This window comes from Aequorivita lipolytica (assembly GCF_007997135.1).
Taxonomy (GTDB): Bacteria; Bacteroidota; Bacteroidia; order Flavobacteriales; family Flavobacteriaceae; genus Aequorivita; species Aequorivita lipolytica.
On sequence record NZ_VORU01000001.1, the window covers coordinates 157,279 to 174,315 of the forward strand.

Consider the following 17,037-nt stretch of genomic DNA (forward strand, 5'->3'; position numbering starts at 1 on the left):
TTAATTAAAAAGATTATTATAGATACTAATATGGCATCAAACAAGAAATACTGGAAAAGTGTCGAACAGCTTAACGAAGACAGTGCCATTGTTAAGGCGCTTCAGGATAATGAGTTTGTAAACGAAATACCTACGGACGACTTTCTTGGCAATAAAGAAGCGTTAGAGTCTTCTTCCACCACACGTCGTGATTTCTTAAAATATATGGGTTTCTCAACAGCTGCAGCAACTTTAGCAGCTTGCGAGGGTCCAGTGGTTAAATCAATCCCATACGTTGTTCAACCAAATGAGATTGTGCCAGGGGTAGCAAATTATTATGCTTCAACAATGGCAGATGGGTTTGATTTCGCAAACATTTTGGTAAAGACCCGCGAAGGTCGCCCAATCAAGGTAGAGAGAAACGATTTAGCGGTGAATGCTGGTGGTAGTGCCAATGCGCGCGTACACGCCTCAATACTTTCATTATACGATAAAAATAGAATGTCCGGACCAATGGTCGATGGAGCTGTGGTTAGCTGGCCAGAATTTGATACTGCCGTAGCGCAGCAGATGAATGAAATGGCTGGGAAAGATGTTGTGCTGCTTACTCAAACATTTGCCAGTCCATCTACTTCAAAATTAATTGCTGAATTTACCGCAAAATATCCAAACGTACGTCACGTAGTTTATGATACTGTGTCCTATTCAGCGGCTTTGGACGCTTTTCAGACCAAATACGGAACACGTGCATTGCCAGACTATGATTTTTCAAAGGCCGATGTAATTGTTTCTGTGGGTGCAGATTTCTTGGGCGATTGGCAAGGTGGAAGTTACAGCAAGGGATACGCCCAAGGCAGAATTCCAAAAAACGGAAAAATTTCTAGACACGTTCAGTTTGAAGCCAACCTAACTTTAAGTGGAGGGAAGGCAGATAAGCGCGTTCTTGCAACCCCTTCGCAACAAATGCAAATTGTGAAGGCGTTAACTGGTGGGAGTGCTTCTGGTCTGCCTGCTAATTTAGCAGACGCAGTAAATAAAGCAAAAGCACAACTTCAGAAAGCTGGAAGTAAAGCCTTGCTTGTAACAGGACTTCCAGATGTTGAATCGCAAACTGCTGCATTAAATTTTAATGCAAACAGTGAAGCTATGGATTCAAACAAACCGTTGCTTATAAGACAATCGAGCAATAGTGAAGTTATGAACGTTGTTAATGGCGTTGTTTCAGGTAGCATTAAAGGCATGATCACAGTGGGTGTAGATCCTGTTTATTCTTTCCCAAATAGTAAGGAATTTACAGAAGGTTACAAAAAACTTGACATGACCCTTGCATTTGCAATGAAGCAGGATGCAACCGCTTCCCTTGCAAAATTGGTCGCTGCCACACCGCACTATCTTGAATCATGGGGTGATATGCAACTTAAAAAAGGGACATACAGCCTTGCGCAGCCTACCATTCGTCCAATGTTCAATACGCGTCAATTTCAAGACTGCTTATTGAAATGGACAGGTAATTCAAAAAATTATTACGATTATATAAAAGAAAGTTGGACTGCTTCTATACTGCAAGGAAGCTCTTGGAACAAAACTCTTGAGGCTGGCATTTTAATTAGCGATGTTGAAGTAAACATGGAAGAAGGTATGCCTGCAAAAGGTATAACCTTAATGGAAGATAGCACTTCAAATGGCGCTGTTTCTTCACCTTCACTAGAAGGCGATTTTGAGCTTACACTTTATACCTCTACAGGATTAGGTGATGGCCAACAAGCCAACAACCCTTGGTTGCAAGAATTTCCAGATCCAATAACTCGAGCTTCTTGGGATAATTACTTGACAATTTCTGCAGCCGATGCGGAAGCTTTGGAGCTAGAAAATTTTCACGTATCCAATGGTGCCTTGAACGGTAGTTATGTAAATGTGAAATTGGGTACTGTGGTAATTGAAAACGTGCCTGTAATTGTCCAGCCCGGACAGGCTAAAGGATCGGTCGGTTTAGCTTTGGGGTATGGAAAAACGGCTGCCATACAAGAAGAAATGCAAACCGGTGTTAATGCCTACCCGCTCTACCAAAACTTTTCTGAGATCCAAAAAGTGAATTTAGAAAAGGCTAGTGGAATGCACGAGTTTGCTTGCGTACAGCTACAAAACACAATGGCAGGGCGCAGTGACGATATTATCAAGGACACAACTTTAGAAATATTCAACACAAAAAATATTAGCCATTGGAACGCAGTTCCTGTGGTAGATTACGATCATGCTCCTATTGAGGTGCGTGACAAAAAAGCAGATATCTGGACTCCTTTTGATGATACCATTGGGCATCATTTTAACCTTTCCATAGATCTTAATGCCTGTACCGGTTGCGGTGCTTGTGTTATTGCTTGCCACGCCGAAAATAATGTTCCTGTAGTTGGGAAAGAAGAGGTTAGAAAGTTCCGTGATATGCATTGGTTGCGTATTGATAGATATTATTCAGCAGGTGAGACTTTCCAAGAAGAAATTGATACTCTCGAAAATCTTCCTGCATTTGACTTTTATGATGTTGTAGAAGAACCAGCTTATCTGAATCCACAAGTTGCCTTTCAACCGGTAATGTGCCAGCATTGTAATCACGCACCTTGTGAAACTGTTTGTCCCGTAGCGGCTACATCTCACGGGCGGCAAGGCCAGAATCAAATGGCTTATAACCGTTGTGTAGGTACGCGTTACTGCGCAAACAACTGTCCATATAAAGTACGAAGATTCAACTGGTTTTTATATAATGAAAACGATGAGTTTGACTATAATATGAACAATGACCTTGGAAGAATGGTACTTAACCCGGATGTTGTAGTGCGTTCACGTGGTGTTATGGAAAAATGCTCTATGTGTATCCAAATAACACAAAAAACAATTCTCGATGCTAAGCGTGATGGGAGACCTGTTAAAGATGGAGAGTTCCACACAGCCTGTTCAAGGGCTTGCCAAACAGAAGCTCTCGTTTTTGGAGATGTAAATGATAAAGAATCTGAAATTTTGAAGATGAAGGATAATGACCGTATGTATCATTTGTTAGAGAATGTAGGAACACGGCCAAATGTTTTCTATCAAATGATTGTTAGAAATACATCCGAAGCATAAAAAATTTAATCAAGAACCAATTTTTAAGAATTATATATGTCGTCACATTACGAAGCACCTATTAGAGAGCCTTTGGTTCTGGGAGAAAAGTCCTATCATGACATTAGTGTAGATGTTGGGGCTCCCATTCTAGGGAAGGCCAATAAATCTTGGTGGATAGTTTTTACCATTGCCCTAGTAGCATTTTTGTGGGGATTGGGATGTATTATCTATACAGTCTCAACCGGAATCGGAGTATGGGGATTGAACAAGACCATTGGATGGGCTTGGGATATTACTAACTTTGTTTGGTGGGTAGGTATTGGTCACGCAGGAACACTTATTTCTGCGGTATTGTTGCTTTTCCGTCAAAAATGGAGAATGGCAGTTAACCGTTCTGCGGAAGCGATGACAATTTTCGCTGTTGTTCAGGCAGGTCTTTTTCCAATTATACACATGGGGCGTCCTTGGTTAGCATATTGGGTACTTCCAATTCCGAACCAATTCGGATCATTGTGGGTAAACTTCAACTCACCACTTCTTTGGGATGTTTTTGCAATTTCAACCTATTTATCCATATCATTAGTATTCTGGTGGACGGGCCTGCTACCAGATTTCGCAATGATTCGTGATAGAACAAACAGCCCATTTCAAAAGAAAATATACGGAATACTTAGTTTTGGATGGAGCGGTCGTGTAAAAGATTGGCAACGTTTTGAAGAAGTATCCCTTGTGTTAGCAGGTTTAGCAACGCCACTGGTACTTTCTGTACATACCATTGTATCTTTTGACTTTGCTACATCTGTTGTGCCGGGATGGCACAGTACAATCTATCCTCCCTATTTTGTGGCAGGTGCAATCTTCTCTGGCTTTGCGATGGTGCAAACACTACTCATAATTATGCGAAAAGTTTCGCATCTCGAAAGTTACATAACAGTACTACACATTGAGTATATGAACAAGGTAATTCTACTAACGGGTGGAATTGTGACCGTGGCCTATGCCATAGAGTTCTTTATAGGTTGGTATTCTGGAGTACCTTATGAAAACTATACGTATTTATCCTTCGGCGCTGCTACAGGGCCCTACTGGTGGGCATTTTGGGCATTGATCATTTGTAACTTCGTGGTGCCACTTACCCTATGGGTTAAAAAGCTTAGAAGAAACATCGTGTATACATTCTTTGTGGCGTTAATAATAAACATCGGGATGTGGTTTGAACGTTTTGATATTATTGTGGTGAACGTTAGTAAAGATAGACTTACATCTTCTTGGGCTATGTTCCAGCCTACCTTTGTAGATATCGGTACTTTTATTGGAACTATCGGTTTCTTCTTTGTACTCTTTTTATTATACGCCCGTACATTCCCAGTAATTGCACAGGCAGAAGTAAAAACAATTTTGAAGTCATCTGGTGAGTCTTTTAAAAGATTGCGTGCGGAACATGGAGATGATTCCAGTCACATTCAAAAAGTAGAAGAATATCCAGCAGATGCGGGACCTGCCGCCAATGTGGAAGGAAAACATTTTGATACCGTCTTTGATGATTCGGATGAAGAAGATTTAGAAAATAACAGCGTGGATTTAGAACTTCACAAAGGTAAAATTGATACTTTGCTTAGTGGGGTAGGTACTTTTAATCCTGAAGTTCAAAAGCAGGATGATCTTAAGAAAATTAATGGAATTGGGCCAGTTATGGAACAAAAACTTCATCAAATTGGAATTTTCACCTTTGACCAAGTAAGCCGAATGACCGACCGCGAATACGATTTACTGGATGAGATAATTAGTGAATTCCCTGGAAGAGCCAAACGCGACGATTGGGCTGGGCAGGCACTAATGCTAAAAAACAAGAACTAATTATGGCTTCAAGAAAGATACACGCAATTTATACAGATGATGACCTGTTGATGCAGGCCGTTAAACAAACCCGTGCGGCAAATTATCATATTTCAGAGGTTTTTACACCCTTCCCAGTACACGGTCTAGACCATGCTGTAGGAATAGCCCCAACCCGAATAGCTATCACTTCATTCTTGTATGGTCTTCTGGGCTTATCTGTTGCCGTATTGATGATGAATTATATAATGATACAGGACTGGCCGCAGAATATAGGAGGCAAGCCAAGCTTTACATTTTATCAAAACATGCCTGCATTTATTCCTATTATGTTTGAGCTTACCGTATTTTTTGCTGGGCATTTAATGGTGATCACTTTCTATATGAGAAGTAAGTTATGGCCATTTAAAAAAGCTGAAAATCCAGATCTGCGCACAACAGATGATCATTTTCTTATGGAAGTTGATGCCGATAACCACGATGTTGAAAAGCTTACCAAGTTCTTATATGATACGGGTGCATCGGAAATTAGTTTAATTGAAAACGAGCAAGACCATTAATATGAAAACATTAATAAACATAGTAATTGCCATTATTGCTTCTGCAACCATGGTTTCTTGTTTTAACGATAAAAAACCGAATTATCAATATTTTCCCAACATGTACGAGCCAGTTGGCTATGAAACATACGGGGCTTATGAGATTTTTCCAGACCAACAAGAGGCAATGCGCCCGCCAGACAATACTGTACCTCGTAATTATTCGCCTTATGATTATGAAAACAGCACGGCGGGACTGGAGCTTGCTAAGGCGGAATTATCAAACCCATACCCAGTTACCGAAGAAAATTTGGCAGTAGGAAGCCAACTCTATACATACTACTGTGCCGTTTGTCATGGAGATAAAGGAGACGGTAAAGGAATTTTGGCAACACGAGAAAAATTTCTTGGTATCCCTAGTTATGCAGACGCTGGACGTAATATTGTACCGGGAGGTATTTATCACGTGCAAATGTACGGTTTGAATGCTATGGGCTCTTATGCTGGACAAGTGAGTGAAAAAGAGCGTTGGCAAATAGCCATGCATGTAATGAATCTGAAAGCCGCCCTTAACGGTGAGCCAGGAATTCTGGAAACTACAAGTGCAATGAAGGATTCAACAAATGTTTCAGAAGAAAAAAATACGGAAGCTGTTACTGCCTCCGAAGTAGAAAAAAAGTAAGCAATTAAAGAGAATGGCTAAAGATATGTACACGCTACCTAGTAAATTAAAACTGTTTTCTATCATTATAATGGTTCTTGGACTTGTAGGAATGACCTATGGTTTTCTCACGACCCCCAAGACTATTGAAGATGTTAAAGAGATAATGGCCGCGCAGGAAGGTCATCACAGTGAGGGGCACGAAGTTGCTGGAGACGGCGAAGAACATACTGCAAATTTTGTAGATACTGCCCGCGGCGAAGAGGGCTATTCGGAAAATGCCATGGAGCATGCAACCGATTTGAAGCCCGAAGGCCATGGAGTCGCTTCCCACGAAGAGCATCTTTTACACCAATTACAAACCAGACCTTGGTCGGCAACTCTTGTTGCTGCATTCTTCTTTATGATGATTGCACTGGGTGTATTGGTATTTTATGCAATTCAATTCGCTTCTCAAGCTGGTTGGTCTCCTGTGCTCTATAGAATTATGGAAGGGATTACTTCCTATTTATTGCCCGGTTCAATAATTGTCTTTTTGATTGTTGTATTTGCAGGAACCCATTTTTTTCCTTGGCAAAATGAAGAATTGGTAGCCGGAGATAAAATTCTACAGGGGAAAGCTGGATATTTAAATTTTCCCTTTTTTGTAATTCGTGGGGTTATATATTTACTGGGATGGAACCTATATCGTTATTTTTCGAGAAAAAATTCGTTGGCACAGGCTGAGTCTAATAACTACGCATCATATAGAAAAAATTTCAAGGCTTCAGTATTTTTCCTTATATTCTTTTTAATAACGGAAGCAACAATGTCGTGGGACTGGTTTATGTCTATGACGCCGCATTGGTACAGTACACTTTTTCCTTGGTATATTTTTGCAAGTATGTTCGTTTCGGCAATTACAGTTCTTGCTTTAACAACAATACATTTAAAGAGCCTTGGACTCATCCCTTTTGTAAGCGATAAACACTTGCATGATTTAGCTAAATATATGTTCGCCTTCAGTATCTTTTGGACTTATTTATGGTTCAGTCAGTTTATGCTTATCTGGTACGCAAACATACCTGAGGAGGTAACCTATTTTATTATAAGAATACAAGAATATAAATTGTTGTTTTTCGGTATGCTTATACTTAATTTTGTATTCCCTATTCTAGTTTTGATGAATAGTGATTATAAGAGAGTGCCTTGGTTTGTTGTTATTGCTGCTGTATTCATATTGGTGGGTCACTATATAGATATTTTCTTATTAGTGATGCCTTCCACAGTAGGCCATAATTGGTATTTCGGTATACCAGAGATTGCAGCATTGTTGTTCTTTATGGGGTTATTCATTTTCGTTGTAGGTACAGGACTTGGGAAAGTTTCTTTAAGACCGAAAAATGATCCGTTCATTAAAGAAAGTGAAAACTACCATTTTTAATAATTTAGTTTAAAGAAGATATTTTAAGATGACCGCATTTTTAGTTGTATTAGTAATTATTCTTTTTGGAATTTCTGTTTGGCAAATGAGCAGGATATTTCAATTGGCGCAGGTTAAGCCTTCTGTTAATTCCGAAATAGCTTCGGATAAGGACAACAATACTCAAGGTTACTTGATGATGGGCTTTTTGGCATTTATTTACATTCTGACCATTGTTTCCTTTTGGTTGTGGTCAGACACCCTTTTGCCGGATTCTGCCTCTGAGCACGGATCGAGAATAGACAATCTCATGTTGATCTCGATGATCCTCATTTTCTTTGTCGGAATTATAACCCAAGGAGTTCTGCATTACTTCGCTTTTATATATCGTGGCAATAAAGTGAAAAGAGCCACTTTTTATGCCGATAACGATAAATTGGAATTTATTTGGACTATTATTCCGGTAATTGTACTTGCTGGTCTCATTATTTATGGTCTTTTTACTTGGACCGACATAATGAACGTTGATAAAGATGACGATCCGTTAATTGTAGAGTTATATGCACAGCAGTTTAACTGGAAAGCACGTTACGGCGGAAATGACAATACACTGGGCGAGGCGAACGTTCGATTAATTGAAGGTGTTAACCAACTAGGGGTTGACCCGGCAGATCCGAACGGGCAGGATGACAAAATAGTTACCGAACTGCATTTGCCAGTGGGAAGAAAAGTTTTGTTCAAAATGCGCTCCCAGGATGTACTGCACTCCGCATATATGCCGCACTTTAGAGCACAGATGAACTGCGTTCCGGGGATGATAACCCAGTTTGCATTTACCCCTACAGTAACAACGGCTGAAATGAGACAAAATGATCATATTGTTGAAAAGGTTGCAAACATTAACAACATCAGAAAAGAAAAAAGCGCAGCGCTTGCCGTTAACGGCGAAGAGCCTTTGGAAACTTATGAATTTGACTACGTACTTTTATGTAACAAGATTTGTGGTATTAGCCACTACAATATGCAAATGAAGATAATAGTAGAGTCAGAAGAGGATTATAATTCTTGGTTGGCAGAACAGCCATCTCTTGCAGAACAACTTACAAAATAAATAATATTAGCTTAAAAAGATATGTCAGCACACGCACAGGTCCACGCAGTAGAAGATCACAACGACGATCACGGGCATCATCATAAACAAACCTTTGTAACTAAATATATATTTAGTACAGATCATAAAATGATCTCAAAGCAATATATGATTACCGGTATATTCATGGGTGTCGTCGGTATCTTGATGTCGTTATTTTTCAGATTGCAGCTGGCTTGGCCAGATCACAAATTTACCATTTTTGAAATATTCTTGGGCAAATGGGGAACAGACGGAGTAATGGATCCAAGCGTTTACTTGGCCTTGGTTACCATTCACGGAACTATAATGGTTTTCTTTGTATTGACTGCAGGACTGAGTGGAACATTCAGTAACCTATTAATTCCTTTACAGATTGGAGCAAGGGATATGGCCTCAGGATTCCTGAATATGGTTTCTTATTGGTTGTTCTTTATCTCGAGTTTTATTATGATGTGCTCACTATTTGTTGAAGCAGGACCGGCATCTGCAGGTTGGACTATTTATCCGCCACTTAGTGCATTGCCCCAGGCTATTCCAGGATCTGGTGCTGGTATGACACTTTGGTTGATCTCTTTGGCAATTTTCATTGCATCTTCCTTGCTTGGCTCTCTTAACTTTATTGTTACTGTTATAAACTTGCGAACCAAAGGAATGTCTATGACGAGACTCCCCCTTACTATTTGGGCCTTCTTCATAACCGCAATGATTGGCGTTGTTTCTTTCCCTGTTCTCTTTTCAGCAGCTTTAATGTTGATAATGGATAGGAGTTTTGGTACGTCATTTTTCCTATCAGATATTTATATAGCAGGTGAAGTCTTGCACCATCAAGGAGGTTCTCCTGTATTGTTTGAACATCTTTTCTGGTTTCTTGGCCACCCGGAAGTTTATATCGTGATTCTTCCCGCAATGGGAATCGTTTCCGAAGTTATGGCAACCAACTCCCGAAAACCTATTTTTGGATATCGTGCCATGGTAGCCTCCCTTTTAGCCATTGCTTTCTTATCTACTATCGTTTGGGGTCACCACATGTTTATTTCAGGTATGAATCCATTTTTGGGATCGGTATTTACTTTTACAACACTTTTGATTGCAATTCCTTCCGCAGTAAAATCTTTCAACTGGATCACTACACTGTGGCGCGGTAAACTGCAGATGAACGTAGCCATGCTTTGGTCCATTGCTTTCGTTTCTACGTTTATAACTGGAGGTCTAACAGGAATTATTATGGGTGATAGTGCATTAGACATTAACATTCACGATACTTATTTTATCGTGGCTCACTTTCACTTGGTAATGGGTATTTCGGCTGCTTATGGATTTTTGGCAGGTGTGTATCATTGGTTCCCAAAAATGTTCGAAGGAAGAATGATGAACAAAAAATTGGGCTATATCCACTTTTGGGTAACAGCAATAGGTGCTTACGGAATTTTCTTCCCAATGCACTTTGTCGGATTAGCGGGACTTCCACGTAGATATTACAGTAACACGAGCTTCCCTTATTTTGATGACTTGGCAGATATAAATGTGGTTATGACTATTTTCGCCATCATTACGATTGCTGTTCAAGTGGTATTTCTTTACAATTTCATATACTCTATGTTCTATGGGAAAATGGGGTCTAAAAACCCTTGGAATGCAACAACTTTAGAATGGACAACCGAGTTGAAGCACATTCACGGAAACTGGGATGGTCCTATTCCACACGTTTATCGCTGGTCTTACGATTACAGTAAGTTGAATAAAGACGAAAGCGATTACGTAATTCCTGGTCAGGATTTTATTCCACAGAACGTTCCGCTTCAGGATAATGAGGATGAACTGGATCATTAACAGTGCAAAAAATAGCTAGATTACAAAGCCCTTTCAAAGTTGAAGGGGCTTTTACTTTCTACGTATATATTGCGTAGTACTACGTAGTAAAATTTTACTCCATTTGCATTATCTTTACACTATTGAGTTAATAATATGTAGGAAGTGAGGAATCTACAGTTTATTTCGAAAGCCGTACTGAAAAGTATGGCTTTCTTTTTTTAATAGCAATCCTTAGTATTGCTATATTTGTGATATGAACGAAAACCTTGATCCCACCGGAGAAAATCTATCACCACAGGAACTTGATATTGAAAAAAAACTACGTCCTCTTAGTTTTGATGATTTTACGGGGCAGGATCAGGCCTTGGAGAATCTTCAAATTTTTGTACAAGCAGCAAATCAGCGAAGTGAGGCGTTAGATCATACCTTATTTCACGGCCCTCCCGGATTGGGAAAAACAACACTTGCCTATATTCTTGCAAATGAGCTAGGTGTAAACATTCGCGTAACCTCAGGCCCAGTGCTAGATAAACCTGGAGATCTTGCAGGATTGCTGACTAATCTTGAAGAGCGTGATGTATTGTTCATAGATGAAATACACAGACTAAGCCCCATTGTTGAAGAATACCTCTACTCCGCAATGGAAGATTATAAAATTGATATTATGATTGAATCTGGACCCAATGCGCGTTCGGTTCAAATAAATCTAAATCCATTTACACTTATTGGAGCGACCACGCGTTCAGGTTTATTGACCGCACCCATGCGTGCTCGATTCGGAATTTCTTCAAGGTTACAATATTATACCACGGAATTGCTTACCACTATTTTGCAAAGAAGTGCAGGAATTTTAAATGTTCCCATCACGATGGAGGCAGCAATTGAAATAGCTGGCAGGAGTCGTGGCACCCCTAGAATAGCCAACGCACTTTTACGCAGAATCAGAGACTTTGCCCAAATAAAAGGAAACGGAAAAATAGATATCCAAATTGCGAAATATGGTTTGGAAGCCTTACACGTGGATGCCCACGGTCTGGACGAAATGGACAACAGAATCCTCAGAACAATAATTGATAAATTCAAAGGCGGCCCAGTCGGGATTACAACGATAGCCACCGCAGTTTCCGAAAGTCCCGAAACTATTGAAGAAGTTTACGAGCCTTTTTTAATCCAGCAAGGTTTTATAATGCGCACGCCACGCGGGCGTGAAGTAACCGAAGCCGCATACAAGCACCTCGGCAAATTAAAAGGCCCAACCCAGGGCGGATTATTTTAAATAAAAATATGGAAGCAAAGAAAATTCCCTCGGTGTCTGCTTTCCGGTTTCTGATTCACTCCACACAGATACTCAAAAACCCTTTACCGTTTCACCATAAAAATTTTGAAACCAAAGGCGATACTTTTCGCTTAAAACTTGGTTTTGGAAAATCTGTTGTCTTTTCGCGCGATGCGGGTTTTGCCCAATATGCACTTCAGAAAAATCATAGAAATTATACAAAATCGCCTATACAAACTCGTGATCTAGTAAAGTATGTGGGTCGCGGACTTCTAACTTCGGAAGGTGAACTTTGGCAAAAACAGCGAAAACTTATCCAGCCGGCGTTTCATAAAAAACAATTGATAAATTTACTGGATACGCTACAGGATGCCATAAAGGCTGAGTTGGTTAAAATTGAAACTGGAAAGCCGAAGGATATTTTCCCCGTTTTCAACGACCTTGCTTTTCAAACGGTTGTAAAATCACTTTTTAGCAGTGCTGTAGACCAAACTGAAATTAATAAACTTCAGCATATAACAGAGGCTGCGCAGCAAATGCTGGTTAAGGAATTGCGCCAGCCTTATTTAGGATGGTGGTTTAAACTAACCGGACAAATTAAAAAACACGTTTCTGAATCTGACGAGGCACGTAATATTCTGAAAAAACTTGTAAACGAAAGACGGAAATCCGGAAATCGCGAGGATGATTTGCTGGATATGCTTTTGGACGCTAGATATGAGGATGGAAGCGCGATGGAAGACGGACAGCTTATTGATGAAATACTAATTCTATTCACAGCAGGTCACGAAACAACTTCAAATGCGCTCACATTTACTTGCGAATTATTAGCCCGAAATCCTGAAATTCAAGAAACGCTTTTTGCTGAAGTAACAAAGGCGAAGAGCAATTCTGAATCTTTAATGGATTTTATAAAAAATTGTCCGTTTACGAAAAACGTGATAGAAGAATCACTTCGCCTTTATCCGCCAGCCTATTTTATAGACCGCGTAAATATTGAGGAGGATGAATTTGGCGGTTTGTTTATACCGAAGAATTCCAGCCTTTTGTTTTCATTGAAAGAAATACATACAGATCCAAAAAATTGGGACGAACCCCAAAAGTTTAAGCCTGAACGTTTTTCCAAAGTAAACCCCAATCATTTTTCAGGTCAGTACTTTCCCTTTGGTGCGGGACCGCGAATGTGCATCGGCAATAATTTTGCGATGTACGAAATGATTTTAGCAATTGCAGAAATCACAAAAACCTATAAAATTTCTGAAAAGAAAACGCCAATTCAAATAAAACCACTGATTACCCTTAAACCGAAAAACGCTATTTTGGAATTTAATTTCAGATAAAATTTGATTCAGAATACTTCAAAATATACACAATTGATAAAAGCCGAAGCAAAGCGTTTAGGCTTCCTTTCCTGCGGAATAAGCAAAGCCGAATTTTTGGAAGAAGAAGCGCCACGCCTGGAAAACTGGCTTAAAAAAAACATGAATGGCGAAATGGCCTATATGGAAAACCATTTTGACAAAAGGCTAGATCCCACAATTTTAGTTCCCGATTCAAAAAGCGTTATTTCTTTATTGCTGAATTATTTCCCTTCAGAAACGCAAACTTCAGAAACCTATAAAATTTCAAAATACGCGTACGGCACCGATTATCATTTAGTTATAAAAGACAAATTGAAGCAGTTGATGAACTTCATTTCCGAAGAAATAGGCGAAGTCCACGGTCGTGCATTTGTAGATTCAGCGCCAGTTTTAGACAAGGCTTGGGCTGCAAAGAGCGGTTTGGGCTGGATTGGAAAACACAGCAATTTGCTCACCAAACAATTGGGCTCATTTTATTTTATTGCAGAATTGATACTAGATTTGGATTTGGAATATGACAGTCCCGTAACCGACCATTGCGGCAGCTGCAACGCTTGCATAGACGCTTGCCCAACAAATGCGATTGTTGCGGATAAGGTTGTTGATGGCAGCAAATGCATCTCCTATTTTACGATTGAATTGAAAAACGAAATCCCCACATCGCAAAAAGGCAACTTTGAAGATTGGATGTTCGGTTGCGATATTTGTCAAGATGTATGTCCTTGGAACCGTTTCAGTAAACCTCACAACGAGCCGCTTTTTAATCCAAATCCCGAATTGCTTTCCATGAGTAAAAAAGACTGGGAAGAAATTACCGAGGATGTTTTTCAAAAACTATTTCAGAAAAGTGCGGTCAACAGAACTAAATTTTCAGGACTTAAAAGGAATATACAGTTTTTGAAAGATTAACCATTAAAATTGCTTCCTTTCGGTGAACCTACTAACTTTGTAGGTTACAAAATTTAAATTTATGAGCAATCAAAGCAAACGTCGCGAGGCCTTACTATATCACGCAAAACCAAAACCTGGTAAAATTCAGGTTGTTCCCACAAAAAGTTATTCCACCCAACGTGATCTTTCTTTGGCATATTCGCCTGGGGTTGCAGTTCCCTGTTTGGAAATTGAAAAAGACGTGGAAAACGTCTATAAATATACCAACAAAGGAAATCTTGTAGCCGTAATTTCAAACGGAACCGCCGTTTTAGGCTTAGGAAACATTGGTCCCGAAGCCTCTAAACCTGTTATGGAAGGAAAGGCGTTGCTTTTTAAAATATTTGCAGATATTGACGTTTTCGATATTGAAGTAAATACAGAGAATATTGACGAATTTGTTGCAACAGTAAAAAATATTGCACCCACTTTTGGCGGAATAAATCTTGAAGATATAAAAGCGCCCGAAGCTTTCGAGATTGAAAGAAGACTGAAGGAAGAACTGGATATTCCAGTAATGCACGACGACCAGCACGGCACGGCAATTATTTCCGCGGCAGCATTACTCAATGCCTTGGAGATTTCTGAGAAAAAAATTGAAGAAGTTAAAATTGTAATTAGTGGTGCCGGCGCTGCGGCAGTTTCGTGTACCCGACTTTACAAAGCCTTTGGCGCCAAGCCTGAAAATATTGTAATGCTGGACAGTAAAGGAGTTATCAGAATAGACCGCGAAAGTCTTACCGATGAAAAAGCAGAGTTTGCTTCCCACAGAAAAATTGATACTCTGGACGAGGCCATGAAAAATGCTGATGTGTTTGTAGGCCTTTCGGTTAAAGATATTGTTACGCCCGAAATGCTGCTAAGCATGGCGCCAAACCCCATTGTATTCGCAATGGCAAATCCCGATCCAGAGATCGAGTACGATTTAGCTATTAGAACACGCGAAGATATCATTATGGCCACGGGCCGTAGCGACCATCCCAACCAAGTTAACAATGTGTTGGGATTCCCTTTTATTTTCCGGGGAGCACTGGATGTTCGCGCAACAAAAATTAACGAAGCCATGAAAATGGCTGCCGTAAAGGCATTGGCAGATCTCGCCAAAGAACCTGTACCAGAGCAGGTAAACATTGCCTATGGCGAAACAAAACTCAATTTTGGGAAGGATTATATTATTCCAAAACCTTTTGATCCACGTTTGATTGCTACCGTTCCGCCCGCCGTTGCAAAAGCTGCGATGGAAAGTGGTGTTGCAACAACAAACATTACCGATTGGGAAAAATACCAAGATGAGCTTTACGAACGTATGGGCAGCGATAATAAAATTGTACGATTATTAATGAATCGCGCAAAATTAAAACCAAAGCGTATTGTTTTTGCAGAAGCAGACCATTTGGATGTTTTGAAAGCCGCTCAGATTGTTTTTGAAGAAGGCATCGGTACCCCTGTTTTATTGGGAAGAAAAGAAGTGATTCTTGAATTGATGGAGCAGATTGATTTTGAAGCTGAAATTGAAATCATAGATCCAAAAAACGATGAAAATTCAGAAAAACTTCAGCACTATGCCCAAAAACTTTGGGAAAAGCGAAGAAGAAGCGGGATCTCACTTTATACCGCTGAAAAGCTAGTTCGAGAAAGAAACTATTTTGCAGGAATGATGCTCAGTGAAGGTGATGTGGATTGTATGATTTCTGGTTACGCACGTTCGTACCCTTCTGTGGTTGTTCCAGTTTTTGAAACTGTTGGAAGATTCGAAGGTGTTACCAAAGTAGCTACAACAAACTTGATGCTTACCAAACGCGGTCCTTTGTTTATTTCGGATACTTCTATAAACATCGACCCAACTGCCAAGGAGCTTGCGAAGATTGCGCAAATGACGAATTATACAATGAAAATGTTCGGCTTGCAACCTGTAATTGCAATGATTTCATATGCTAATTTTGGTTCTTCAAAAGATCCGCACGCAACAAAAGTACGCGAGGCTGTAGATTTGCTTCACAAAAGTAACCCAGACATGATAGTAGATGGTGAGCTACAAACCGATTTTGCGTTGAATCCAGAATTACTTCAGAAGAAATTTCCGTTTTCAAAACTTGCGGGCAAAAAAGTGAATGCACTTATTTTCCCGAACCTCGATTCTGCCAATAGCAATTACAAATTATTGAAAGAATTGAATGGTGTTGAATCCATTGGCCCAATTATGTTGGGGATGGCAAAACCTGTCCACATTTTGCAACTTGGCGCAAGTGTAGAAGAAATTGTAAATATGAGTGCTGTTGCGGTTGTAGATGCGCAGCAGAAAGAGAAGCGGGTGCGGGAGTAAGGGAGCCAAGTAAAATGCAGCTTTTTCCCCAATATTTTCACAAAAACCCCAATGGCAGTTGCAAATAATTATACTATATTTGAGCCTTTAAGTTTTCGTTAACATATGATAACCCATATACAGGGCAGACTGGTTGAAAAAACCCCAACGGACGTAGTGATTGATTGCAATGGAGTAGGGTACTTTGTCAATATTTCTTTGCACACATTTTCCGAACTACCATCCAGTGAAAATGTTAAACTCTTTACGCATTTACTTGTTAAAGAAGATTCCCATACGTTGTACGGGTTTTCAGGCGTTGCGGAACGTGAAATATTTAGGTTGCTTATAAGCGTTTCTGGAGTAGGAGCGAGCATCGCCAGAACGATGCTGTCTTCACTAGCGCCAGATCAAGTTTTGGATGCTATTGCTACAAATGATATAGCAACCATACAGTCAGTAAAAGGAATAGGAGCCAAAACTGCACAACGTGTGGTTTTGGATTTAAAAGATAAGATTTTAAAAGTGTACGGTTTGTCGTCTATTTCTGCCGGAACAAGCAATACGAACAAAAATGAAGCGTTATCTGCTTTGGAGACGCTGGGCTTTGTTCGCAAACAGTCGGAGAAAGTGGTAGATGCCATTGTAATGGAAAATCCGCAGGCTTCGGTAGAAATGATCATTAAACAAGCTTTAAAAAATTTGTAA

At 39.9% G+C, this 17,037-nt stretch carries 12 protein-coding genes; all 12 read left to right on the forward strand.

Translation table 11 applies throughout. The features are described 5' to 3' along the window. Positions 1 to 30: 30 nt before the first annotated feature. Complete coding sequence (locus ESV24_RS00660) at positions 31 to 3,096, forward strand: TAT-variant-translocated molybdopterin oxidoreductase (protein ID WP_111813435.1); 3,066 nt, start codon at positions 31 to 33, stop codon at positions 3,094 to 3,096. Positions 3,097 to 3,132: 36 nt separating this feature from the next. Continuing rightward, a complete protein-coding gene (gene nrfD, locus ESV24_RS00665; RefSeq protein WP_111813438.1) occupies positions 3,133 to 4,935 on the forward strand; it encodes an NrfD/PsrC family molybdoenzyme membrane anchor subunit in 1,803 nt (600 codons plus the stop codon). A gap of 2 nt (positions 4,936 to 4,937) precedes the next feature. Beyond that, positions 4,938 to 5,474, forward strand: a complete 537-nt coding sequence (locus ESV24_RS00670; protein ID WP_111814092.1) for a DUF3341 domain-containing protein — start codon at positions 4,938 to 4,940, stop codon at positions 5,472 to 5,474. 1 nt (position 5,475) lies between these two features. Further along, complete coding sequence (locus tag ESV24_RS00675; RefSeq protein WP_111813440.1) at positions 5,476 to 6,135, forward strand: c-type cytochrome; 660 nt, start codon at positions 5,476 to 5,478, stop codon at positions 6,133 to 6,135. Positions 6,136 to 6,160: 25 nt separating this feature from the next. Continuing rightward, on the forward strand, positions 6,161 to 7,537 hold the full coding sequence (locus ESV24_RS00680; RefSeq protein ID WP_111814094.1) for a quinol:cytochrome C oxidoreductase: 1,377 nt from the start codon (positions 6,161 to 6,163) through the stop codon (positions 7,535 to 7,537). A 28-nt stretch (positions 7,538 to 7,565) separates the two neighbouring features. Then, complete coding sequence (locus ESV24_RS00685; protein WP_111813442.1) at positions 7,566 to 8,627, forward strand: cytochrome c oxidase subunit II; 1,062 nt, start codon at positions 7,566 to 7,568, stop codon at positions 8,625 to 8,627. 21 nt (positions 8,628 to 8,648) lie between these two features. Further along, positions 8,649 to 10,478 carry a cytochrome c oxidase subunit I gene (locus tag ESV24_RS00690; RefSeq protein WP_111813444.1) on the forward strand — a complete coding sequence of 610 codons (1,830 nt, stop codon included), beginning with the start codon at positions 8,649 to 8,651 and terminating at the stop codon, positions 10,476 to 10,478. Positions 10,479 to 10,713: 235 nt separating this feature from the next. Then, on the forward strand, positions 10,714 to 11,736 hold the full coding sequence (gene ruvB / locus ESV24_RS00695) for a Holliday junction branch migration DNA helicase RuvB (protein ID WP_111813446.1): 1,023 nt from the start codon (positions 10,714 to 10,716) through the stop codon (positions 11,734 to 11,736). An 8-nt stretch (positions 11,737 to 11,744) separates the two neighbouring features. Then, on the forward strand, positions 11,745 to 13,076 hold the full coding sequence (locus ESV24_RS00700; RefSeq protein WP_111813448.1) for a cytochrome P450: 1,332 nt from the start codon (positions 11,745 to 11,747) through the stop codon (positions 13,074 to 13,076). Positions 13,077 to 13,079: 3 nt separating this feature from the next. Next, the gene (gene queG / locus ESV24_RS00705) at positions 13,080 to 14,006 is read left to right on the forward strand and encodes a tRNA epoxyqueuosine(34) reductase QueG (protein WP_111813450.1); all 927 of its coding nucleotides are present in this window, start codon (positions 13,080 to 13,082) and stop codon (positions 14,004 to 14,006) included. 61 nt (positions 14,007 to 14,067) lie between these two features. Then, entirely contained in the window at positions 14,068 to 16,350 is a 2,283-nt protein-coding gene (locus tag ESV24_RS00710) for an NADP-dependent malic enzyme (RefSeq protein WP_111813452.1), read from the forward strand. A 105-nt stretch (positions 16,351 to 16,455) separates the two neighbouring features. Then, positions 16,456 to 17,037: a Holliday junction branch migration protein RuvA gene (gene ruvA, locus ESV24_RS00715; RefSeq protein ID WP_111813454.1), complete on the forward strand. Its 582-nt coding sequence runs from the start codon at positions 16,456 to 16,458 to the stop codon at positions 17,035 to 17,037.